This window comes from Undibacterium sp. GW821-FHT11B02 (genome assembly GCF_058808955.1).
Genome location: NZ_JBXASD010000005.1, coordinates 486,969 through 508,548 on the forward strand (window position 1 = coordinate 486,969; position 21,580 = coordinate 508,548).

The 21,580-nt window shown below is 49.2% G+C and carries 21 protein-coding genes; 15 read left to right on the plus strand and 6 right to left on the minus strand.

The genetic code is table 11. The features are described 5' to 3' along the window. The first annotated feature begins 56 nt into the window (after positions 1 to 56). The 10 genes from AC1RVX_RS13305 (at position 57) to AC1RVX_RS13350 (ending at position 10,851) form a co-directional block, all read left to right on the plus strand. Positions 57 to 863 (plus strand): Stp1/IreP family PP2C-type Ser/Thr phosphatase, encoded by an 807-nt coding sequence (locus tag AC1RVX_RS13305; RefSeq protein ID WP_493217065.1) that lies wholly within the window; start codon positions 57 to 59, stop codon positions 861 to 863. Positions 864 to 892: 29 nt separating this feature from the next. Further along, the gene (locus AC1RVX_RS13310; protein ID WP_493217066.1) at positions 893 to 1,498 is read left to right on the plus strand and encodes an FHA domain-containing protein; all 606 of its coding nucleotides are present in this window, start codon (positions 893 to 895) and stop codon (positions 1,496 to 1,498) included. 72 nt (positions 1,499 to 1,570) lie between these two features. Further along, the gene (locus AC1RVX_RS13315) at positions 1,571 to 2,734 is read left to right on the plus strand and encodes a DegT/DnrJ/EryC1/StrS family aminotransferase (protein ID WP_493217067.1); all 1,164 of its coding nucleotides are present in this window, start codon (positions 1,571 to 1,573) and stop codon (positions 2,732 to 2,734) included. A gap of 20 nt (positions 2,735 to 2,754) precedes the next feature. Next, positions 2,755 to 3,345 carry an acyltransferase gene (locus tag AC1RVX_RS13320; protein ID WP_493217068.1) on the plus strand — a complete coding sequence of 197 codons (591 nt, stop codon included), beginning with the start codon at positions 2,755 to 2,757 and terminating at the stop codon, positions 3,343 to 3,345. After that, the gene (locus tag AC1RVX_RS13325; RefSeq protein WP_493217069.1) at positions 3,330 to 4,004 is read left to right on the plus strand and encodes a class I SAM-dependent methyltransferase; all 675 of its coding nucleotides are present in this window, start codon (positions 3,330 to 3,332) and stop codon (positions 4,002 to 4,004) included. The genes AC1RVX_RS13320 and AC1RVX_RS13325 overlap by 16 nt, the downstream gene beginning before the upstream one ends. Positions 4,005 to 4,107: 103 nt before the next feature. Continuing rightward, positions 4,108 to 5,556 carry an MOP flippase family protein gene (locus tag AC1RVX_RS13330; protein ID WP_493217070.1) on the plus strand — a complete coding sequence of 483 codons (1,449 nt, stop codon included), beginning with the start codon at positions 4,108 to 4,110 and terminating at the stop codon, positions 5,554 to 5,556. A 3-nt stretch (positions 5,557 to 5,559) separates the two neighbouring features. Next, the gene (gene asnB / locus AC1RVX_RS13335) at positions 5,560 to 7,476 is read left to right on the plus strand and encodes an asparagine synthase (glutamine-hydrolyzing) (RefSeq protein ID WP_493217071.1); all 1,917 of its coding nucleotides are present in this window, start codon (positions 5,560 to 5,562) and stop codon (positions 7,474 to 7,476) included. Positions 7,477 to 7,509: 33 nt separating this feature from the next. Further along, on the plus strand, positions 7,510 to 8,406 hold the full coding sequence (locus AC1RVX_RS13340; RefSeq protein WP_493217072.1) for a class I SAM-dependent methyltransferase: 897 nt from the start codon (positions 7,510 to 7,512) through the stop codon (positions 8,404 to 8,406). A gap of 5 nt (positions 8,407 to 8,411) precedes the next feature. After that, positions 8,412 to 9,587 (plus strand): glycosyltransferase, encoded by a 1,176-nt coding sequence (locus AC1RVX_RS13345; RefSeq protein ID WP_493217073.1) that lies wholly within the window; start codon positions 8,412 to 8,414, stop codon positions 9,585 to 9,587. Further along, on the plus strand, positions 9,577 to 10,851 hold the full coding sequence (locus tag AC1RVX_RS13350; protein ID WP_493217074.1) for a glycosyltransferase: 1,275 nt from the start codon (positions 9,577 to 9,579) through the stop codon (positions 10,849 to 10,851). The genes AC1RVX_RS13345 and AC1RVX_RS13350 overlap by 11 nt, the downstream gene beginning before the upstream one ends. A 22-nt stretch (positions 10,852 to 10,873) precedes the next feature. On the opposite strand, the gene AC1RVX_RS13355 is transcribed toward AC1RVX_RS13350, so the two are convergent. The 4 genes from AC1RVX_RS13355 to ubiA all read right to left on the minus strand — a co-directional run bounded on the left by AC1RVX_RS13355 (position 10,874) and on the right by ubiA (position 12,896). Beyond that, complete coding sequence (locus AC1RVX_RS13355) at positions 10,874 to 11,203, minus strand: YqjK family protein (protein WP_493217075.1); 330 nt, start codon at positions 11,201 to 11,203, stop codon at positions 10,874 to 10,876. Positions 11,204 to 11,213: 10 nt separating this feature from the next. Continuing rightward, positions 11,214 to 11,597 carry a phage holin family protein gene (locus tag AC1RVX_RS13360; protein ID WP_493217076.1) on the minus strand — a complete coding sequence of 128 codons (384 nt, stop codon included), beginning with the start codon at positions 11,595 to 11,597 and terminating at the stop codon, positions 11,214 to 11,216. 4 nt (positions 11,598 to 11,601) lie between these two features. Continuing rightward, the gene (locus AC1RVX_RS13365) at positions 11,602 to 11,913 is read right to left on the minus strand and encodes an ElaB/YgaM/YqjD family protein (RefSeq protein ID WP_493217077.1); all 312 of its coding nucleotides are present in this window, start codon (positions 11,911 to 11,913) and stop codon (positions 11,602 to 11,604) included. A gap of 116 nt (positions 11,914 to 12,029) precedes the next feature. Then, positions 12,030 to 12,896, minus strand: coding sequence for a 4-hydroxybenzoate octaprenyltransferase (gene ubiA / locus AC1RVX_RS13370; RefSeq protein WP_493217078.1), 867 nt, complete (start codon positions 12,894 to 12,896; stop codon positions 12,030 to 12,032). 505 nt (positions 12,897 to 13,401) lie between these two features. Here ubiA and ugpB point away from each other — a divergent pair. From ugpB to AC1RVX_RS13390, 4 genes are all read left to right on the plus strand, one after another. Next, complete coding sequence (gene ugpB / locus AC1RVX_RS13375) at positions 13,402 to 14,715, plus strand: sn-glycerol-3-phosphate ABC transporter substrate-binding protein UgpB (RefSeq protein WP_493217079.1); 1,314 nt, start codon at positions 13,402 to 13,404, stop codon at positions 14,713 to 14,715. 283 nt (positions 14,716 to 14,998) lie between these two features. Then, positions 14,999 to 15,880 (plus strand): sn-glycerol-3-phosphate ABC transporter permease UgpA, encoded by an 882-nt coding sequence (gene ugpA / locus AC1RVX_RS13380; RefSeq protein WP_493217080.1) that lies wholly within the window; start codon positions 14,999 to 15,001, stop codon positions 15,878 to 15,880. Between the two features lie 2 nt (positions 15,881 to 15,882). After that, positions 15,883 to 16,734 (plus strand): sn-glycerol-3-phosphate ABC transporter permease UgpE, encoded by an 852-nt coding sequence (gene ugpE / locus AC1RVX_RS13385; RefSeq protein ID WP_493217081.1) that lies wholly within the window; start codon positions 15,883 to 15,885, stop codon positions 16,732 to 16,734. 77 nt (positions 16,735 to 16,811) lie between these two features. After that, entirely contained in the window at positions 16,812 to 17,888 is a 1,077-nt protein-coding gene (locus tag AC1RVX_RS13390; protein WP_493217082.1) for a sn-glycerol-3-phosphate import ATP-binding protein UgpC, read from the plus strand. Positions 17,889 to 17,938: 50 nt separating this feature from the next. Here the strand turns inward: AC1RVX_RS13390 and AC1RVX_RS13395 are convergent, their stop codons facing one another. Next, entirely contained in the window at positions 17,939 to 18,193 is a 255-nt protein-coding gene (locus AC1RVX_RS13395; RefSeq protein WP_493217083.1) for a hypothetical protein, read from the minus strand. Between the two features lie 298 nt (positions 18,194 to 18,491). On the opposite strand from AC1RVX_RS13395, the gene AC1RVX_RS13400 reads away from it, so the two are divergent. Next, positions 18,492 to 19,280 carry a helix-turn-helix domain-containing protein gene (locus AC1RVX_RS13400; protein WP_493217084.1) on the plus strand — a complete coding sequence of 263 codons (789 nt, stop codon included), beginning with the start codon at positions 18,492 to 18,494 and terminating at the stop codon, positions 19,278 to 19,280. Here the strand turns inward: AC1RVX_RS13400 and AC1RVX_RS13405 are convergent. Continuing rightward, positions 19,253 to 21,532, minus strand: coding sequence for a patatin-like phospholipase family protein (locus AC1RVX_RS13405; RefSeq protein ID WP_493217085.1), 2,280 nt, complete (start codon positions 21,530 to 21,532; stop codon positions 19,253 to 19,255). The two genes, AC1RVX_RS13400 and AC1RVX_RS13405, sit on opposite strands and share 28 nt — an antisense overlap. Positions 21,533 to 21,580: the final 48 nt, after the last annotated feature.

Sequence of the window (21,580 nt, forward strand, 5' to 3'; positions counted from 1 at the left end):
CCGGTGCCTTGGTATTTGTTAATTAATTTGCAAAAATTTTTGTCAGCCGTTTATTGATGTCATACCAGCGTGTTTTAGAATTTGCCGCCCTTTCTGATAACGGGCGAGTCAGAGCGCATAACGAAGATGCTATAGTCGTTTGCGCTGATTATGGCTGTGCCGTCCTGGCTGATGGGATGGGGGGCTATAACGCCGGTGAAGTAGCCAGTGCGATGACGGCGCAAATCATTGCTGAGTACCTTTGCACAAAAATGGATGGGCTGTGGTTTCCTTCCATGGGCCCCAGACCAGTCGCCATGGCGCGCTGGGTGACTGAGTCAATTGAGTCCGCCAATCGTGATGTTTTGAATGTCGCACAAACCAACCCCGAATGCGCAGGTATGGGGACGACGGTGGTGGTGGCCTGTTGTCTGCAGGATAAGCTTTTGCTGGCCCACGTTGGTGATTCCAGGGCATACCGTTTCCGTGATGGCGATCTGACCAGACTCACGGAAGATCATTCGGTGTTGCAGGAACAGATCAATGCTGGCCTGATTTCAGAAGAAGATGCACGCTTCTCATCCATCAAGAACCTGATCACCCGTGCCGTCGGTACCCAGGAAGAGTTGTTGATCGAGTTGCATATACACCATACACTGGACGATGATCTGTACCTGATTTGCTCCGATGGATTGACCGATATGCTCAGTCATGATGAAATCTTCACCATCCTTAGCCGCTATGGTTCGGATATGCGATTATGTTGCGGTGCACTGATTGATCATGCGAATGATCGTGGTGGCCTTGATAATATATCGGTTATCCTGTTCAGACTGGTTGGCGAAAAAAACAAATCCTGGTTGCAAAGAACCTTTACCCGGTAGTTCAGGGCTGATGAATTGATGAGAGATTTATGGCGAAAATTATCGTCACCTTTAATGGTCTGGTTCAACAAGAACTGACAATCAGCAAATCACGGCTGACCATAGGTCGCAGGCCAAGCAATGACGTGGTTATTGATCATCTGACCGTCAGTGGTCAGCATGCAGCGATTGATACCTCTTCAAATGGTTCGTTTGTGCTTGACCTGGGCAGTACCAATGGCACTATGGTCAATGGCCAGCCAGTAAAAAAACACTTGTTGCAGCATGACGATGTGATTGATATTGGCAAATACAAACTGCGCTTCCAGGTTGACGCAAAAAGCACAATTACTGCATCAGTAAAAGAGCAGCCGACCATCAAAGTACCAAGTACTGCAGTGGCAAAGATCAAGGTACTGAACGGAGCAAATTCCGGCAAAGAAATGGTGCTGAGCAAACCGGTGACCACCCTGGGGAAACCTGGGGAGCAGGTGGTGGCGATAACGCGTCAGGAAAACCGGTATGTGATCCGTCAGGTCGAGGGCAGTGTCGCTTCAAAACTGAATGACAAGGCAATTGATCCGCAATCATCTCCATTGACGAATGGTGATGTGGTTGATGTCGCGGGTATCCGCGTACAGTTTGTGTTTGCCTGATTGAAAATATACCAGGCAGCGGTTTGCATGCGTCTGGTGAAACAATGTTATGAAAACCGGAGATCCTTCGTCATGCCTGCCCGCCCTAAATCTGAATTTCTCGTCTTTGGACAGCCTGAGATACAGCAAGACGAAATCGATGACGTCATTGATTCCATGCATAAGGGCTGGTTGGGTACTGGCCCCAAGGTAGCAAAGTTTGAAAAAGACTTTGCCAACTATAAAAATGTGCCTCATGTCGCCGCCCTGAATTCCTGCACGGCTGCATTGCATTTAAGTTTACTGGCTGCCGGTGTTGGCCCGGGTGACGAGGTGATTACCACACCGATGACTTTCTGCGCCAGTGCCAATGCCATTATCCATGCTGGTGCCACGCCTGTATTGGTTGATGTTGATCCACGCAGCATGAACATCGACGCTACAAAAATCCGTGAAAAGATAAATCCTAAAACCCGCGCAATACTTCCCGTTCATTTTGCCGGTCGCTCTTGTGACATGAACGCGATTGTCGCCATCGCCAATGAACACCAATTGAAATTGATCGAAGATTGTGCACATGCGATAGAAACTGAATACCATGGTCAAAAAGCAGGGACCTTCGGAGATTTCTCCTGTTTCAGTTTTTACGCGACCAAGAATGTCAGCTCAGGAGAGGGCGGAATGGTCATCGCCAAGCGTGAAGAAGATATTGCGCGCATCAAGGTACTGGGTTTGCATGGTATGAGTAAAGATGCATGGAAACGTTTTGGCGATGATGGCTATAAACATTACCAGGTAATTGAGTGCGGCTTTAAATATAACATGATGGATTTGCAGGCAGCAATCGGCATCCATCAACTGGCACGTGTGGAAAAGAACTGGTTGCGTCGCGAACAAATCTGGAATACCTATCAACAGGCATTTGCAGATTTACCAGTGACTTTGCCATCACCCGTCGAAGCCGGAACCAGGCATGCTTATCATCTGTACACATTGCTGATTAATAAAGAAAAATCCGGTATAACAAGGGATCAGTTTCTTGATGCCATGACCGCAGAGAATATTGGTGTGGGCGTACATTACCTCAGTTTGCCGGAGCATCCTTATTACCAGGAGCATTTTGGCTGGAAGCCAGAACAGTATCCACATGCATATGAAATAGGTAATAGTACAGTGAGCATCCCACTATCCCCTAAATTGACAGATCAGGATGTTGAAGATGTCATTGCCGCTGTGCGGAGAACGCTGCGATGCTAAGGGCATCGCAGAATATGCTCGTGCCAACATCATTACGTATCTTCTTGCATGAGAAAATTGCAAAGATCTGGCGCCGCTTGAAGGCACCCCGGATGATCTGGGGGCATCGCAATAGTGATGGTTCGTTTCAAAAATTGACCAGGATCAGCGATACAGTTGCATTGAATCATCCCGAAAAAATAGTTGTAGGCGACAATGTATTCGTTGGGCATTACTGTGTCTTTGATGGGACTGGCGGCATAGAAATTGGTGAAGGTTGTCATGTAAGCGCATGGTGTGGATTATTTACGCATAGCTCACATATTTCCATCCGCTTATATGGTCGTCATTATCAGGAAATCCCTGAGTATGAAAAAAAAGCCTATGACGTTGCGCCAATTCGCTTGGGTAAATATGTATATATCGGTGCGGGGACGATTATCCTGCCCGGAGTGCAGATTGGTAACGGCGCATTGGTTCGGGCCGGAGCGCTGGTGTCAGAGGATGTGGAAGAGTTCGCTGTTGTTTCCGGTTTGCCAGCAAAAAAAGTGGGGGATACGAGGGCGCTCGACAAAGAGCATTTATCTGATCCCCAACTGCATGAGTGGTATGAAGAATGGCAAAAGTCTTAAAAAATCTACTGGTCAATTATATTCATGATAGTCGTTTGCGAGTACAGGCGAAGAAGTTTGCGCGTGGCAGATTGATTGATATTGGTTGCGGCATCAAACCTTACCAGCAGATTTTTGCAGATTGCGTTACTGAACATGTTGGTGTTGATCACGAACTGTCAGTGCATGATAAATCGAATATAGATTTGTTGGGTACGGCATACCAGATACCAGCTCATGATGGCAGTTTTGATACCGCAGTTTGTACGGCAGTTCTGGAACATCTTGAGGAACCTGAACTGGCACTCAAGGAATGTTTTCGTGTGCTGCGCCCCGGTGGTTACGCCATCTATTCTGTTCCTTTCATTTGGCACCTGCATGAAGAACCCAGAGACTTCTATCGGTTTACCAAATATGGGCTGGAACATATCTTTAAGAAGGCTGGCTTTACGGTCATTGAACTCGAAGCTCTTTCTGGTTTTTGGGTAACCTTTGGGCAATTGTTTGTCTACAATTTATATCGATTTAATAGAGGCCCATTACGCTGGCTACGGATTATCGACGCACTTGGTCTGTTTGTTCAGGCATTTGCATTTTTGTTGGACAAAATGGATAAGACTGAGCAATGGACCTGGATGTATCTTGTGGTCGTGCAAAAACCAGAAAATGGCAAAATTTGATGATCTCCCCTGATAACGTCAAAGACAGATGCCGCATCAGAGCGAGTCAGTTTTTGATATATCCTTGTGCGAAAGTTTGGGGGTTGACTGAGGTACTACTCAAGTGACCTCGTTGAAACAACGCGCTTACCTTGGCGTTAGATGGTCAGGATTGTCCACCATAGTGACAGGGTTGCTGCAGATGCTGCAACTGGTGCTGCTCACCCGTCTTTTGAATAGCCATGAGTACGGGCTGATTGTTCTGGTGCTCGTGGTAATTACTATATTTCAAGGTTTTGTTGATGCTGGCATGAGTAACGCCCTGGTGCATTTTCAGGAGGCCAGTCAATCCCAGCTATCTAGCCTGTATTGGCTGAGCTGGATATTTGGCAGTTTAGCTTGCGTCTTGCTGATCATGGTAGCACCAGCCATCGCGCAGCTTTATAAGGCGCCTGAATTGAGTGCGATTGTTCGTCTTGCCGCGTTAAGTATTGTGATCGCGCCAGCAGGACAACAATTCCAGGCGCTCATGCAAAAGGAATTTCGTTTTAAACAGATTGCGATTATTGAAATGATCGCATTGTCAGCTGGCACCGTTGCCGCTTGCAGTGCTGCCTATTCCGGCGAAAATGCAAGGTCGGTTGCCTGGGGCTTGTTGGTCTCTACACTTTTGCGATCCAGTCTGCTGGTCTTTTTTGGGCGAAAGCGCTGGTCGCCAGACTGGCATTTCAGTATGCAAGATGTCAGACCCTATCTGTCGTTTGGTGGATATCAGATGGGTGAACGTATTCTGAATCTGGTTTATATGAATATCGATAAATTGCTGATTGGCAGGTTGTTAGGAGCGGATGCCCTGGGTGTCTATTCGGTTGCATCGCAATTGATGATCAAACCGTTTTCTGCGATGAGTTCCGCCATATCGCGCGTGAGCTTTCCCTTGTTTGCGCAAGTACAAACTGATAATCAGAAAATACGGCGTGGTTATCATTTTGTGATTTCTGGAATTGCCTTGGTATGCGTACCCGTGTACTTTGGTATGGCAAGCACGGCTGATCCGCTTATTCAATTCCTGTTCGGCGAACGCTGGCTGGAAAGTGCAGGAATTTTGAAGATACTCGCTTTTCTTGGCATCTTATATTCATTTGGAAATTTACTAGGTAGTATTTTGCTGGCAAAGGGGCGTGCCGATTTAGGTTTCTGGATGAACGTATATGGCTTGATAATGTATATTATTGGCCTGTATATAGGTAGCTTTTTCAATATAACCGGCATTGCGTGGGCATTGTTTCTGGTTACGGCCATTTTTGTTATGCCTGTGGATTTTTATCTGCGTTCAAAATTGGTTGATATGCGAGCGCGAGATTTTTTACGCGTTGTTTGGCCATTCTTCATTTCAGGGCTTTTGATGTCACTGGCACTGTGGGGCCTGGATTACTATTTGTTTGCTGAACTGGAAAATACCTGGCGGCTGACTGCTCTCATTGCATGTGGTGCAGCCCTATATATTTGCAATATTGCGGTGTTTTGTCGCAGTTATTTGCGCGAGTTGATTGGTTTGATTAAAGGGAAATGAGTGATGTGTGGAGTTTCAGGCTACCAGATGCATCGTCACCGGCTCGAAGACACTGTCCATAAAATAGTGGCCATGAATTCAGCGATTCATCATCGGGGGCCTGATGACGAAGGCATTACATTAATTCCAGCTACTGGTGGCGTCGCCATTGATTTCAGGACTGTGCGCTCTGCCGGGGGCCTGTCTTTGCCACAACTGCATACTGGTGAAAGCCACCCACACTGGGCCGCATTTGGCCACCTGCGTTTTTCCATTATTGATATGTCGAACGGTGGTCATCAACCTTTCTGGTCTGACGATCGTAAAGTGTGCATCTCTTTTAATGGCGAAATCTATAATTTTCTTGAGATCCGGACCGAGCTTCAGGCCCAAGGCTACGTATTTCATACCTCCTCAGATACAGAAGTATTAGTACGTGCCTATCAATGCTGGGGCGAGCGATGTTTTTCAAGACTGAACGGATTTTGGGCTTTGAGTCTGTATGACGCAGATCGAAATGCGATTTTGCTGGCACGTGATCGATTGGGCAAGGCGCCACTTTATATCAGTCGCCTGCATGACCGCCTGGTCTGGTCTTCTGAAATAAAAGGGCTTCGTTCATTTGGTGCGGCATTCGATATTCGTACGCATGCAGTCCTGGATTTTGTACAATCTGGTTGGCGCGATATTGATAACCAAACTTTCTACGACAATGTCTTCAGCTTTCCGGCTGCATCTTATGCGTGGATTGATGATGAAGGTCGTTTTACCGCTCAGTCGTATTGGTCCGTCCCCATGTCGCGTATGCAGGCTGGTGATATTTCCGATCAGGAAGCGATAAGTCAATTTAAACATATCTTAAGTGACGCAGTAGCGATTCGCCTGCGTGCCGATGTACCCATCGGGTTTGAGTTGAGTGGAGGAATGGATTCATCTGCTTTGGTTGGATTTGCCGCCAGTGCCGGTTCTTCGTTAAAAGCATACACCGTAGCTTTTCAGGCAAAGAGTGATAATGAGGAACCTTATGCGCGTATGGTTGCAGAGCGTTATCCACAGCAGGTAGATTACACAGTATTACGACCGCCATCAGAAGATTTTTTGCCACAGATGAACAGTTTTGTTGCGCTCATGGACGAACCCTTTCATGCTCCCAATATGCTCACGAATCATAATATCTGGCGGCGTATGAGGGCAGATGGAATTAAGATCAGTATCAACGGCGCGGCTGGTGATGAAGTACTGGCAGGGTACGCTGAATATTTCAGGCCATATCTACGGCATTTAAGTGGACAAAGGCGCTGGCCCGCTATGCTCAATGAGATTGCCCGGTTCAGTGAGTTGCGTGCGTCCCCTCTCAACACCTTACTCCGGGGCTTAAAAATCTTTAATGGGAAGACACAGACGGAACCTGCTTTCAATATACTGAAGACAGGTTCACAAACGACTGCATCTGGCACGGGCGCGTCCTTGGAAATAAACCAACGGCTGATTGACAATGTGGGTAATTGGCGCATGAATTACTGGCTGCGTTCTGGTAACCAGTCTTCGATGGGCGTGCCGCTAGAAGTGCGTGCCCCGTTTCTTGATCATCGACTGCTTGAGTTTGCGTTTTCGCTACCCTTGCATTATTTGATCAGGAACGGTTGGTTGAAATGGATTTTACGTAAGTCGTCTGAGGATTTGCTGCCTTCTCAAGTGGTGTGGCGAAAAACAAAAATGGGCTTTCCTTTTCCGCTGGCGAATTGGTTGTTACAGCATGAGCGTGAATTTATACTTGTTGCGACAACAGCGGATTGTCCATTCATTGACCTGGTAAATCTGCAAAGGGCTTACTTGCAATTGGCTCAAGCTCAGCCATTCTATTTATGGCGTGTACTGTCCGTCATTTTTTGGTGGCATCGTTGTGTCAATCATGAAGAATTGCGATTCGACCGTCCGTAATTTGTTGTGGCGCGTAGTGGTTAGCATCGCTGCTTGGAAAGCAATCACGCATTGCAATTTACCAAAATTGCCGTCCTTAAACTTATAACTTTAATTATCGTGAAAAAACTTAAATCTGGCTTGATAAAACTAATATGGTCACTGGGACTGCGCGGTATCGCTGATAAATTACACTTCCGCTACCTGCATAAAAAGCATGAAAGAGAAAATACTGCTTTCGTGAAAAGCCATCCTGATTTTCAGCTTCCGCCACCCGAATTGATATTTGATGCGAATCATAATGTTAACTGGGCAACCTATAACGCATCAGGAATTACTGATGCGCAAAAAATTGCAGACTTGATCGAACGCTATGTTGAGGGCCCAGATGTCAGTGTCTTTGAATGGGGTTGTGGTCCGGCACGGATTATTCGGCATCTTGGTGCGAAACTGACGCGATTTCACAAAGTCGAATTGACGGGGTCTGACTATAATACCGCCTCGATCCAGTGGTGTAATGCCAAATTGCCGGGCATACATTTTCTGGAAAATCAATTGTCTCCCCCTATTGCCTTGCCCGACCAGCAGTTCAATTTTATCTATGCTATTTCAATTTTTACCCACCTCTCAGAAAAATCCATACTTGAATGGTTGACTGAAATGCATCGCCTGTTGAAAGATCAAGGGTATTTCGCGTTTAGCACCCATGGAGAGAAATTTACTTTTTGTTTGAGCCCGGAGCAGATGGAATCTTTTCGGCAAGGGAAGCTAGTTACCAGAGACGGTGATATCGAAGGGAAAAAATTGTTTGGTTCTTTTCATCCTAAACAATGGGTTGAATCTGTAGTTCGTCAAGTTGGATACAAAGTCATCCATTTTTCACCCGAGGGTTTTCATCGACAGGATTTGTGGATAGTGCAAAAAGCAGATGCACAGATCAATGTGGAATAGCATCAATGAGTTATCGACCTGTAAAAATATTACATAGTTGCCCTGTCTGGCTGGCACCGACACAAACCTGGTTATATAACCAGATCAAGTCCTTGCCAGCAGATATTAATTGTACAGTTGCCTGTATCGGCCTTAGTAAGCCTGAATTATTTCCAGTCGATGATTTGCATAGTCTCTGCGGTACGTCTGGCTTGCTGTATAAGTTTGAGGCTTTGCTAAGAAAATTGAATATTCCCCTGTATCCGTTTTGGTTGAAACAATATGCGAAGCGCTCGCAGAGTACAGTCATACATTCTCACTTTGGTAATATGGGATGGTTTGATCGTCCTGCGGCAATGCAATTGAATTTGCCGCATGTAGTGACTTTTTATGGGCTTGACGTCGATCATCTACCCCAACAGGATGCGCGTTGGCTAACGCGTTACGCACAATTGTTTGATAGTGTTGACCTGGTTTTGTGTGAGGGCAGTCATATGGCTTCACGCATTGTGGCCAGAGGTTGTAAGCCAGAAAAGGTACGCGTCCACCATCTCGGAGTGGATCTGCAATTTATTCCATTTCAGGCCCGCAACTGGAATCCGTCCACCACATTGAAAGTAATGATTGCAGGTGCCTTCAGGGAAAAAAAGGGTATACCTTGTGCGCTGGAAGTATTGGGGCGATTACAGGATAGTGTTGACCTGGAAATCACCCTGATTGGTGACGCCGATGCTGATCCTCGTAGCAAGGAAGAGAAACAGAAAATCCTTGCTGTCATCGACAAATACTGTATGGCAAATAAAGTGCGTATGCTGGGGTACTGTACCCATGCAAAAATGTTGGAAGAGGCATATAAGAACCATATTTTCTTTTCACCCAGCGTTCATGCACAGGATGGCGATTCGGAAGGCGGCCTGCCGGTTTCCATCATAGAAATGGCCGCTAGTGGCATGCCGGTTGTCAGTACCTTTCATTGCGATATCCCAGAGGTGATCAAGCATGGCGTATCCGGCTTGCTGGCGCAGGAACATGACGTCGATGGTTTGCTGGCGCAACTGCAGTCCTTAATACATGCACCGGAAAAATGGATTGATTACAGCCAGGCAGCTCGTGCGCTGATAGAAGCTGAATATGACGTCACGCTGCAAGCGGACAAGCTTGCAGCCATCTACCGCGAATTGCGAGCGAATCGTGAAGTGTAAGCATCTGATGATCATTGCACCTTACTGGTGTGATCCACAACATTTGGGGCAATATCGCATAGAGCGTTTTGTTCGCTGGTTGTCGGAGGCCGGAATTGTCATTACTATTGTTGCCTCTGCCGAACAGGATACTTACAGCAAAATGGAGTGGGGGCATTTGATTTGTATCCCTGATCCTTTGGGTATTTATGGAAAGAAAAGCGATCAACGTTTTTCATCCACAGTTCAACCGAGAAATGCTTTGGTTGTCAAAGTGCGTCGGCGTTTGCGCTTGCTGGCCTATGCCTTATTGAGCCCTGACCCTGGGGTACTTTGGGCGCGCAGGGCAATGCGACATTCCCTTGTCGACGAATATGCGGGCAAGGCAGATGCCATATTGTCTTCCAGTTTTCCAGAGTCCGTTCACGTTGCTGCATCTTACCTGGCATCGAAGTTTCAGCTTCCTTTGCTGATCGACATGCGCGATGGCTGGCTGGATGAACCCATGAAGCCTCTGCTGGTCAGTTCTGCATTGCAACGATGGCGTGAAGGTTTGATTGAGAAAAAGATACTCAAACAAGCCAGTTTAATCACGGTTACATCTGAACGCTGGAAGAAAATGCTGGTCGAGCGACTTCCATTTTGTCGCGAAAAAACAGTTGCCGTAACAAACGCCTATCCTCCGGGGAGCCAGCTGCTTCCCGTGACAAAAAAAGACAAGGGGCGGTATTTGCAATTGTTGTATGCCGGGCGAATTTTCAGCTCACGTGCAGAACGTAAGATTGCAGACTTGCTACAGCCTTTGCTGGATGGTCTGCAGGGTGCTCATGGTAATCTGATTTTCGTCGGAGACTTGTCTACCGCTGAAATTGCCGAGCTGCGTTCTTGGGCGGAACGATTTGGAGCGATCAACTGGGCAATTGAAATTCGTCCCTTGGTACCGCGTCAAACGGTACTTGAATTAGTCACCAATGCGGATGGCCTGATCATGCTATCTTCTTCCCAGGCATCCATACCTGCCAAGTTATTCGATTATTTGGTTTCCGGGCATCCTGTACTTGCCATGGCATCGATGGGCAGTATTGTCGGTGAGGTCAGTGCAAGACTGCCTCAGTTATTTGTTGCTGAGTATGACAATACTGAAAGCGCTACACAGCGTATCAGACAATTTATTACTGCCTGTGACGATTGTATCACCTACCCATTACCGGCTGAATTTAGCGATGAATCGACAAGACAGCAATTTATGAATGCTTTTCTTGGCACTATGGAAAAAATTGCATAAGAATTAAGGCTAATTCCAGTCTTCAGCCCACCGGCTTATCCCTGCTTTGACGCAGGTGTTTCACCAGACTGGACAGGCTTTGCCAGATTTGCCAGCCCATCAGGGCGGATCGGGCGACAGCAAAGGCGCGCGCGGGTTTGAGTACCATGACGACGGCGGTAATGAGCAGACTGGCGATGGGACGGCGACGGGCAGAGTTTCCCATCTTGCCGAACAGTTCGCTGGCCATATCCACCAGGCTTAATGATTGCCTGATTTCTGTGCCATAGATAGTTATCAGGCTGCGCTGAGCCTGTATCTTCAACAACAAGGCCTGACGTTTCTGCGCGAGCTTTTCTTGCCTTTTCATCATGACAGAATACCTACTCTTTGGAGGCGGTGCGGTCAGCGTTACGCAGACTTGCGCTGTCTTTTTTCAATTCAGCCAGCGTAAACGAGAGAAATCCCGGTTTGTTGTGCATGGCATTTCGTACTCGCAAGAAGATGCCAATGGCAAGTAGTGAAAACAGGCCCAGCAGTGATAGCAGGACGGTATAGCGGTAACTGTCCCAAAACAGAGCGATCAGCGTCAGTATGGCGACCAATATAGCCAGTCCGGCAAAAAACATGGCCACCAATGACCATAACAGACTGGAAGAAAAGCGATTCAGCTCTTCTTCCAGTTCTACCGAAGCTAATTCCAGGCGTGTATGGACACTGTTGATCAGTGTAGATGCCAGTTGTGCCAGCGAATCGGTAATAGCCATGAATTTATCTGCTACGGCCGATGAGCAGACCGATCAACAAGCCTACACCGGCTGCAATACCAGCAGATTGCCATGGATTTTCCTTGACGTAGACATCCGTCGCACGGGCAGCTTCCTTGGTACGGGTGACGACCAGGTCTTCAATGCGTTCTACTTCTGCCTTGGCATTTTTCAGGGTTTTTTCAAACTTGGCTTTGGCTGCTCTAAAGCCTTCGCCGCTTTGTTGCTCGGTGTTTTTCAGCATTTCTTCCGCATCACGGATGACAAGATGCAGGTCATTCATTAATTGTTCTTTATGCTCATCTACTGTACTCATGATGTTTCCTTTCTGGTTGGCAAGTGAATTAACTTCAGTCTATGCAAAAAGATGGGGGCGGGTTTGTCGAAACGCAAGGACTTGCAAGAAAATTGAATAAGTAGCAATCTATGGTTTTACTTTACTGCATAGTCCAGCGCAATGCCAGTGAAGATTGCCGCACCCAGCCAATTGTTATTCAGGAAGGCGGCAAAACAGGCCATGCGTTCACGCTCGCGTATCAGGCTGTAATGGTAAAGCGCAAATAACACGGCACCCCCCATCCCTGCCACAAACCAGCTGCGCAGACCAGCTTGCCAGCCAACTGCCAGTATTAGTGCAAAGCTGATGGCATAGCACAGCATGATAGCCAGCACGTCATAACGCCCAAAAGTGATGGCCGAGGTCCTGATGCCGATTTTCAGGTCATCATCACGGTCCACCATGGCATATTCAGTGTCATAGGCCACGGCCCAGAAAACGTTTGCCAGTAATAATATCCAGGCACTCATGGGCACGGTATCTTGCACTGCAGCATAAGCCATCGGGATACCAAAGCCGAAAGCAATGCCCAGATACGCCTGGGGAATGGCAAAAAACCGCTTGAAGTAAGGGTAACTGCCAGCCACCAGTACGGCAGCGACCGACAATTGCTTGGTCAGGGTGTTCAAGGGCAGGATCAGGGCAAAAGAGATCAGGGCCAACACCACGGCTACGCCGACGGCTTCCTTGCCACTGATTTTGCCGCTGGTCAGCGGTCTTTCGGCTGTGCGCTTCACGTGGCGGTCAAATTCGCGATCTGCGTAGTCATTGATGGCACAACCTGCGGAACGCATTAATACTGTTCCCAGGCTGAAAATGAGGACCAGTTGCCAGCCAGGCTGTCCTTTTGAGGCAAGCCACAGTGCCGCCAGGGTCGGCCACAGCAATAACAGTATGCCTATGGGCTTATCCAGCCTGACCAGTTTGAAATACAGATGCAGACGAGAATACAGGCGGTTCATGATTCAGCTTTGTTGTTGCACATAGGCAGAATTATAAGTGTTATCTGTACATTGGACAGTTCCGAATGTTATCGTAGTCGTGTTGTCATAAACAATAGAACTCATTTCATAAATAGGGATGAGTGCGAGCAAGGCGATTCGGGATGCAGTGCAAGGCGTAAGGGTGACACTTGCAGCTAAGGCTGGTGCCTTAGCAAGCGGCGCAACGAAGCAATGCGCCCGCGAAGTGTCAATGCGGCCAGCTCCCGGAGGGTTTGTCTCATAACGCGTGCTGGACTGCAAGGTGTGAACAATTCGACTCGTTGTCAATAGACCCGCTATTGACTGCCTCGTCCCCTTGCAGGGCGCATGTGCGCTGGTAAGCGCACATCGTACGCAGGCGTGCAGCATGCTGCACGAAACCCCTGCTTTACCCTTGCCAGCCCGCGTTATGAGGCAAACGCATCTCACCCCTATTTATGAAATGAGTTCTAACTATGCTAATAAGTTTTTCGGGGACAGCCTTATGAAATTCCATACTAAATTGAGCTTGGTCAGTGCGACCATATTCATGGGGCTTGCCGGTTCTGCCCATGCCGTGACCGAAATCAGCTGGTGGCATTCCATGACTGGCGCGCTGGGTGACCGCGTTACCAGCCTGGCCGAGCAATTCAATAAGAGCCAGACAGAATACCGTGTAACCGCCGTCTACAAAGGCAGTTACGACGAATCGCTGGCCGCCGGCATTGCTGCATTTCGCGCTGGCAATGCGCCGCATATCCTGCAAGTATTTGAAGTGGGCACTGCGACCATGATGTACGCCAAAGGTGCGATCAAGCCAGTGTCGGAAGTGATGAAAGTAGCGGGGGAGAAATTTGATACATCCGGTTATGTCGCCGCAGTTGCCGGGTATTACACGTCGCCGAAAGGGGAAATGCTGTCTTTCCCATTCAATAGTTCGACTACCGTGTTTTACTATAACAAGGACATGTTTGCCAAAGCTGGTATGGACCCGAACAAGGCACCAGCTACCTGGCAGGAGGTGGTGGCCGCCGCCGCCCGCCTGAAAGCCAATGGCGAAAAATGTGCCTATACCACTGGCTGGCAAACCTGGGTGCACCTGGAAAGTTTTTCTGCCTGGCATAACGTCGAATTTGCCTCCAAAAACAATGGGTTTGGAGGCCTGGATGCGCGTCTGAAGTTCAATAGCCCGTTACACGTCAAACATATAGAAAATCTGGAAAACTGGGCCAAGCAAGGCTATTTCACCTATGCAGGCCGCAAGAATGAACCAGAGGCCAAGTTTTATTCCGGCGAGTGCGGCATGCTGACTTCATCCAGTTCTGCCTATGGCAGTGTGGCGAAGAATGCCAAGTTCAAATTTGCCGTGTCGCCCTTGCCCTATTATTCCGATGTCAAAGGTGCGCCGCAAAATACCATCATAGGCGGTGCATCGCTGTGGGCGATGAATGGCAAAAAGACGGAAGAATACAAAGGCGTTGCCAAGTTCTATAAATTTCTTTCGCAGCCAGAAGTGCAGGCCAAATGGCACCAGGAAACCGGCTATCTGCCTATCACCAATGCGGCGTATGAACTGACAAAAAGCTCGGGCTTTTATGAAAAGACACCTGGGCCAGGTGTTGCTGTGCAACAGATGATAGTCAAGACCACCGACAAGTCGCGCGGCATACGCCTGGGCAGCTTCGTACAGATACGCACCATCATGGATGAAGAACTGGAAGCAGTATGGAGCGGTAAAAAACCAGCCAAGGCAGCGCTGGACAGCGCGGTTGCCCGTGGCAATGAATTGCTGGAACGCTTCGAAAAAGCGAATAAGTAAAATCAAGACCTCTCAACGCAGAGGCACGGAGACACAGAGGGGACACAGAGGAAGTGCGGCTTCATAAATAGGACTTACGCAAAACCGCCCCAGCTGTGTTACAGCTCCTTGCCGTACTATTCGTACTGTCTTCGTCGCTGCGCCTGGCTGGGACGATTTTGCGTAAGTCCTAATAAAGAAATAATTAATTCATACTTTCTCTTTTTGTTTTCTCAGTGTCTCGGTGTCTCTGTGGTGAGATTTTTGGTCTTAGTATTTTAGTGCTTAAGCAATCGAGGATGATTTGGAAAAACGCGCACGGTTTCGATCCGCCTGGTTGCCGTATCTGTTGCTGCTGCCGCAGATTGTGGTGACCATACTGTTTTTTTTCTGGCCTGCCGCCCAGGCGCTGTATCAGTCGGTGCTGCTACAGGATGCATTTGGCATATCTTCACAGTTTGTCTGGCTGGACAATTTCAAGGATTTGTTTGCTGATCCCACTTATCTGGCGTCGTTCAAGACGACGGCCTTGTTTTCTTTCCTGGTGGCGGTATTAGGGTTGAGTATTTCTTTGTTGTTGGCTGTATTTGCTGATCGCGTGGTCATAGGCAGTACGTTTTACAAGACCTTGCTGATCTGGCCGTATGCCGTGTCGCCTGTGGTGGTCGGCGTGCTATGGATGTTCTTGCTCAATCCCACTTTGGGTATTGTGGCCCATGCCTTGCGGCATGTTGGTATCGAATGGAATAACCTGTTGAACGGCCGACATGCGATGATACTGATCGTGCTGGCTGCAGTGTGGAAGCAGATCAGTTACAACTTTCTGTTCTTTTTGGCGGGTCTGCAATCTATCCCCAAATCCCTGATAGAAGCGGCGGCGATTGATGGTGCCGGGCCATGGCATCGCTTCTTCACCATCGTTTTTCCTTTACTGACGCCTACATCTTTTTTCCTGCTGGTAGTGAACATTGTGTACGCCTTCTTTGACACTTTTGCAATTGTGGAAGCGACCACCCAGGGTGGGCCAGGCAAGGAGACAGAAATCCTGGTGTTCAAGGTATTCAACGATGGCTTCAAGGGCGGTGACCTCGGCAGTGCTGCGGCACAGTCGGTGATACTGATGAGCATCGTCATCGTTCTCACCGTGTTGCAGTTCAAGTATGTCGAAAAGAAAGTGCAGTATTGAACATGATAGAACGCCGTCCTTTTCTGGGAGTGTTCAGCCACCTTATCCTGATACTGGGCGTCAGCCTGGTAGTGTTTCCCATCTATGTCGCTTTTGTCGCCAGCACGCAAACGGCAGAACAATCGGCACTGGCGCCGATGTCGCTGATTCCTGGTGATCAGCTATGGCATAACCTGAGCGCGGTGCTTGGCAGTGGTGCATCTGGCAATGTCGCCACCAGCCCGGTAGGACGCATGCTGTGGGTCAGTCTGGTATCGGCCCTGATGATAGCGATAGGTAAAATTTCCATTTCCATGCTGTCTGCATTTGCACTGGTGTACTTTCGATTTCCAGGGCGCAACCTGTTTTTCTGGATGATTTTTATTACCTTGATGCTGCCGGTGGAAGTGCGTATCAGTCCTACCTATAAGGTCGTCTCGGATTTATCCATGCTTAATAGTTATGCTGGGTTGACGGTGCCGTTGATTGCTTCGGCCACCGCGACTTTCCTGTTCCGCCAGTTTTTTCTGACGGTGCCGGATGAACTGGCAGAAGCGGCACGCATGGATGGTGCCGGCCCCATGCGGTTTTTTATTGATATCCTGTGGCCCTTGTCGCGCACCAATGTGACTGCCCTGTTCGTCATCATGTTCATTTATGGCTGGAATCAATACCTGTGGCCCTTGCTGGTATCGACAGAGCAAGATATGTATCCCATAGGCGTTGGCATCAGGCGCATGATTGCCGGTGGAGATGCTGCGGTCGAATGGAATATGGTCATGGCGGGTCTGCTGCTGGCAATGCTGCCGCCGGGTCTGGTGGTGGTGGTCATGCAAAGATGGTTTGTCAAAGGATTGGTCGATGCCGAGAAATAAAAGCCTGAAGTAAAAATGGCTGACACTTTGCCAGTCTTCAACCAGGCTTCATTTTGTAATGCTTACGCAAATAATATATGGCACAGGTTCATTTAAAAAACGTCAAAAAAACCTATGGCAAGGGTGACAAAGCTGTTGACATCATCCATGGGATTTCCATTGACATACAACATGGCGAATTCATCGTCATGGTGGGGCCTTCAGGTTGTGGAAAGTCCACTTTGTTGCGCATGGTAGCCGGGCTGGAAGAAATCACGTCCGGCGACATCGTCATTGGTGACCGTGTTGTCAATCAGTTGGAGCCCAAAGACCGTGATATTGCCATGGTGTTCCAGAATTATGCGCTGTATCCGCATATGAGTGTTTATCAAAATATGGCTTATGGACTCAAGATACGCGGCTTTTCCAAAGCCGATATCGAAACCCGGGTACAGAAGGCCGCGCAGATACTGGAGCTGGGTGAGTTGTTGCAAAGAACACCGCGCCAGTTATCTGGTGGGCAGCGACAAAGGGTGGCGATGGGGCGCGCTATTGTCCGTGAACCGGCAGTGTTTCTGTTTGACGAACCCTTGTCTAATCTGGATGCCAAGCTGCGGGTGCAGATGCGTCTGGAAATTCAACGCCTGCACAAGACTTTGGGTACGACCAGCCTGTATGTCACGCATGATCAGGTAGAGGCCATGACCCTGGGGCAGCGCATGATAGTCATGAATGCCGGTGTGGCAGAACAGATTGGTACCCCAGCAGAAGTTTACGGCACACCAGCCACCACCTTTGTCGCCAGTTTTATTGGCTCCCCGCCCATGAATCTTTTGCGCGGCAAGCTGAGTGAAACCGGGCGTCAGATACAGATAGGACAGGCACTGGTGTTATTGCCGCTGGTGCAAAGCGAAGCAGAACGCGTCGCGCACCGTGAACTGATACTGGGTGTGCGGCCAGAACATTTGTTCATAGGTATGCCAGGCTTGCCGCTAGAAGTACAACTGGTGGAATCGCTGGGGGCGGATTTGCTGGTGCATGGTGTCTGCGGTGAACAACCTGTAGTCATTAGAACGCCAACTGGTACGGCAGTGGAGGCGGGTCAGCATACTTCTGTCGGTTTTGCTGCGGATGCTGTGCACTGGTTTGACCCGGTAACAAATAAGCGGTTCTGATAACACGCTTGTAGTTACCAGGTTTCCTCAATTTGGCCAGAACTTCGCTGTCATACCAGCATGCCTGCTTTGCGAGGCATATGTTGTTGGCGCAGGGTTGCTGCTGGCATGCTGGTGCGGCTCGTGTTGTCATTCGCATTGGTCGCGGGTGTGCTGACGTGGAAACGGCTTTCTTTTTCTGCCCGGTTGCCACAAAAATAGCCCAGTCCAAATATCGTTATGGTCAGGCAAGCGCTGATGAAGTATCGGCCTACCGTTTCCATATGCATTGCTGGCTTCATTTTTCTTACTATTTCCGTACCCATATCTGCTCCTCTTTGCAAGAGTTTAAGAGTTGAAATCGCGCTGAAAACCGGAACTGCACTGTCGTATTGAATTGCGTAACATTTTTTGTTTCGCAGTAGTGACATGGCAGGCGGGATCTTCTTGGAAATCCCCGAACAGTTTCACGACGGGTTGAACTTCACACTGTCTTTGCTGGTCGAAGTGTCGCAATAATTAAAAATACGTACCAGAAAATTACCAAAAGCATTGTTTTTTACTATTTTTGGTATTGAAATACGGTACCATTTGCAAAATTTAACTTTTTGTCAGGAAGGCTTTATGAGTTCACCCGAATTGGTCTTGAAAGTCTTGCGTTCAGAGTTACGGGCGGCAGGCGTGACATACAAAATGCTGGCAGAACGCATAGGTATGAGCGAATCGAGCATGAAGCGCATGTTCGGGCAAAAGGATATGAGCCTTTCGCGCCTGGCAGAAATTTGCAAGGCAGCAGGCATCGCCATGGAAGACATATTGCGGCAGGCTGCAGATGTCACACCGCAATCTGACACTCTCAGTCTGGAGCAGGAACAATCGCTGATGGCGGATCCCAAGCTCTTGCTGGTGGCAATCTGCTGCCTGGGGCACTGGACTCTGGAACAGATTATTGAAACTTATCACTTGTCCGAATCAGAATGCGTATTGCAAATGATTGCACTCGACAAGCTGGAATTGATAGAACTGCGTCCGCACAACCGTTATCGCTTGAACGTGTCGCCCGCATTTCACTGGCGTCCTGATGGCCCGATACAACAGTATTTTCGGGACGTGGTGGTCAGTGATTATTTTGCTGGCAGCTTTGATGGCCCAGGTGAGACCTTGTTGTTTGTACCGGCCAGGGTATCGTCACACAGCGCGCAGGAATTGGTGCAAAAAATTCAGCAACTGGCCGCAGAGCTGGCCAGGCTGCACCAGGACGACCGCCGCCTGAAGCCGGAAGAGCGCGATGGTTTTACCTTGCTGGTAGGTTTCCGCTCCTGGGAATTTTCAGCCTTTACAGCTCTGCGTCGCCCGGAAGCCGCGCCCCCTGTCAAAGGATTGACTCACCAGATAGGTCCGAGGAAAAGATAAAGCGAAGACCCATTACCACGTGTTGCTCCAGCCCCAAAAAACAGTGGTCCAAAACGCGTATCAATGGATATGTGGGCGCTGGCTGCCTGCTTCAGGGTATTGAAGCGTAGCGGCTGGGTGTCGCCATAGGCATTTCCGATTTCTGCTGAAAAGCCCAGGCGTATGGCACCACCAACCGTACTGGGGAGTGAACCTATCTTGCGCGCCAGTAGTACCCGGCTAAATGCGGTGGCATTGCCCGTCAGTGAATTATTTGCCGTACCGGACAGACGTAAAAATCCACCCAGTGGATTCGGTGCGCTGCCACGCTGGGATTTGCCCCATTCGCCATACACGTGACCAGCCCATTCGCCGAACTGGAAGGCGGTCAGCATGTCGATTTCTGACTGGGCCTGAGAAGGTTCACCCGGTCCTTTGGATGGTGCCCGTTCCCAGGTCACGGCGATACGATCTCCACGGCTTGGGTAAGCCAGTGAATCCAGTGTGTCGAGCTGAAAACTGACAAATTGCGTCGTGTCAAAATAGCGTGTACTGTCCTGACCAGCGTTGGCTGGTAGCAGCAAATCGACTTTTCCAAAACCGCGCGTGATACCGGCCTCCAGCTTGCCCCAGTTGTCCAGCAGGCGGCCAAATGTCAGGGTCGCCTGGGTGGCACGCACGCCGACGCGGGCAACCTTACGGCCTTCGTTATATAAGTCCAGGCTTTTTCCATTGTACTCAACGGAAGGTGCGACGAACCAAGGCGAACCAGATGCAATGGGCTGCCAGAATTGCATGCCTAACTGGCGTTCGCTGCCTATACGTGCGACGCTGCGCAGTTCGGCACCGTAGCTATTGAGTGATGAAGCGATATGCATGAGGCTCAGTGCAAACCGGTTTTCATCGGCAAAATCGCTGATCAGTTCCAGGCCGACGCGCAGGCGGTTGCGGCTGGAATTGGATTCTGTCGGAAGTATCAACACATTGCGCTTGCCTTCAGTATCGGTGATGATGGTTTCCACATTATCGATATCGCCACGTCCATATAAACGGGCGGACGCCTGCCTGATCTGTTCCTGCGTCAGCACCTGGCCTTCTTGCAGGCCGGTTTGAGTGATCAGAGCTTTCGGGTTGATATAGCGTGGGCCTTCCACCTCTATCTTTGCAAGCGGTAATTTGCCGATATTGGGTTTGGCTGTCAGTGTGCCAGTGGATCGCTGGTATTCAAAACTGGCGTATTGTTCATCTGTGACACGCAGGGCAGCCAATTTATCTGCCATTTTATGGGTGGCGACTTCACCCGCCTTGATGGATTTTACATATTCGCCAAAATCGAGAAAGCTGATGCCGGACAGTTCTGGTGCAATCAAAATATCATTACTACGCAATTCCTTGATCGAACGCTGTACATTTTGTTCGGTCAGAATTTGCAGCATTTGTTTGGTGACTTCAATGGCACTGTTCAATTCATTTTCTTTTGCCAGCGGAGTTCCTACATTCACCGCAATGACAATATCGGCACCCATGGAGCGCGCCAGTTCCACTGGCAAATTGCTGACCAGTCCGCCATCCACTACCAGTTTCTGCTTGATACGTACAGGCGCAAATACGCCAGGTAGTGCCAGCGATGCACGCATGGTCATCAGCAAGGGGGTGTCATTCAGTTCTACCATGTCGCCGGTCAACAAGTCAGAGGCGACGGAACGGAACGGCAGGGTCAGTTGATCAACCGGCTGGTCGCGCATACCTTCCGGCATCAGGCGGGTCAGCGCATTTTCCAGTGCGGCATTTCCGGCAGCTGCAGGTGGCAGGAAGATACCGGATTTGGTAATGGCAAATTCTATGCGGGATGGCAGCAGGAAATCTTCTTCCTTGCGGCGGTAATCCAGATCATAACGGGCTGGGCGGTCGGCCAGTACGCTATCCCAGTTGGTGTCGCGCACGATCTGTTCAAGTTCATCGGCAGAACGGCCTGCAGCATAGGCACCACCGACAACGGCACCGATGCTGGTGCCGACTACCATATCTACCGGTACGCGCATTTTGCGCAGGGCGCGCAATACACCTATATGAGCAAAGCCGCGAGCGCCGCCGCCAGACAATACCAGCGCGACCTTAGGGCGCGGGGTGGCAGGATTTGCACCGACTGCCGGAGGCGTTTCAGTATTAGCCTGGGCCAGACTGCAAAGAGGAAAAACACTGGCAGTCAGGGCGACCAATACGGCTATGTGGCTCAGCGAAAGGTGCACCAATAAACTTAGAGGCTGTTGCAAAATTAAGCTGGTCAGGCGCCGCCGATGCAGACAGTATTTCAGTGCGGC

Coding starts and splice junctions, on each gene's coding strand:
- AC1RVX_RS13305 (WP_493217065.1), top strand. CDS start 57: ATGTCATACCAGCGTGTTTTAGAATTTGCCGCCCTTTCTGATAACGGG.
- AC1RVX_RS13310 (WP_493217066.1), top strand. CDS start 893: ATGGCGAAAATTATCGTCACCTTTAATGGTCTGGTTCAACAAGAACTG.
- AC1RVX_RS13315 (WP_493217067.1), top strand. CDS start 1,571: ATGCCTGCCCGCCCTAAATCTGAATTTCTCGTCTTTGGACAGCCTGAG.
- AC1RVX_RS13325 (WP_493217069.1), top strand. CDS start 3,330: ATGGCAAAAGTCTTAAAAAATCTACTGGTCAATTATATTCATGATAGT.
- asnB (WP_493217071.1), top strand. CDS start 5,560: ATGTGTGGAGTTTCAGGCTACCAGATGCATCGTCACCGGCTCGAAGAC.
- AC1RVX_RS13345 (WP_493217073.1), top strand. CDS start 8,412: ATGAGTTATCGACCTGTAAAAATATTACATAGTTGCCCTGTCTGGCTG.
- AC1RVX_RS13355 (WP_493217075.1), bottom strand. CDS start 11,203: ATGATGAAAAGGCAAGAAAAGCTCGCGCAGAAACGTCAGGCCTTGTTG.
- AC1RVX_RS13360 (WP_493217076.1), bottom strand. CDS start 11,597: ATGGCTATTACCGATTCGCTGGCACAACTGGCATCTACACTGATCAAC.
- AC1RVX_RS13365 (WP_493217077.1), bottom strand. CDS start 11,913: ATGAGTACAGTAGATGAGCATAAAGAACAATTAATGAATGACCTGCAT.
- ubiA (WP_493217078.1), bottom strand. CDS start 12,896: ATGAACCGCCTGTATTCTCGTCTGCATCTGTATTTCAAACTGGTCAGG.
- ugpB (WP_493217079.1), top strand. CDS start 13,402: ATGAAATTCCATACTAAATTGAGCTTGGTCAGTGCGACCATATTCATG.
- ugpE (WP_493217081.1), top strand. CDS start 15,883: ATGATAGAACGCCGTCCTTTTCTGGGAGTGTTCAGCCACCTTATCCTG.
- AC1RVX_RS13390 (WP_493217082.1), top strand. CDS start 16,812: ATGGCACAGGTTCATTTAAAAAACGTCAAAAAAACCTATGGCAAGGGT.
- AC1RVX_RS13395 (WP_493217083.1), bottom strand. CDS start 18,193: ATGGGTACGGAAATAGTAAGAAAAATGAAGCCAGCAATGCATATGGAA.
- AC1RVX_RS13400 (WP_493217084.1), top strand. CDS start 18,492: ATGAGTTCACCCGAATTGGTCTTGAAAGTCTTGCGTTCAGAGTTACGG.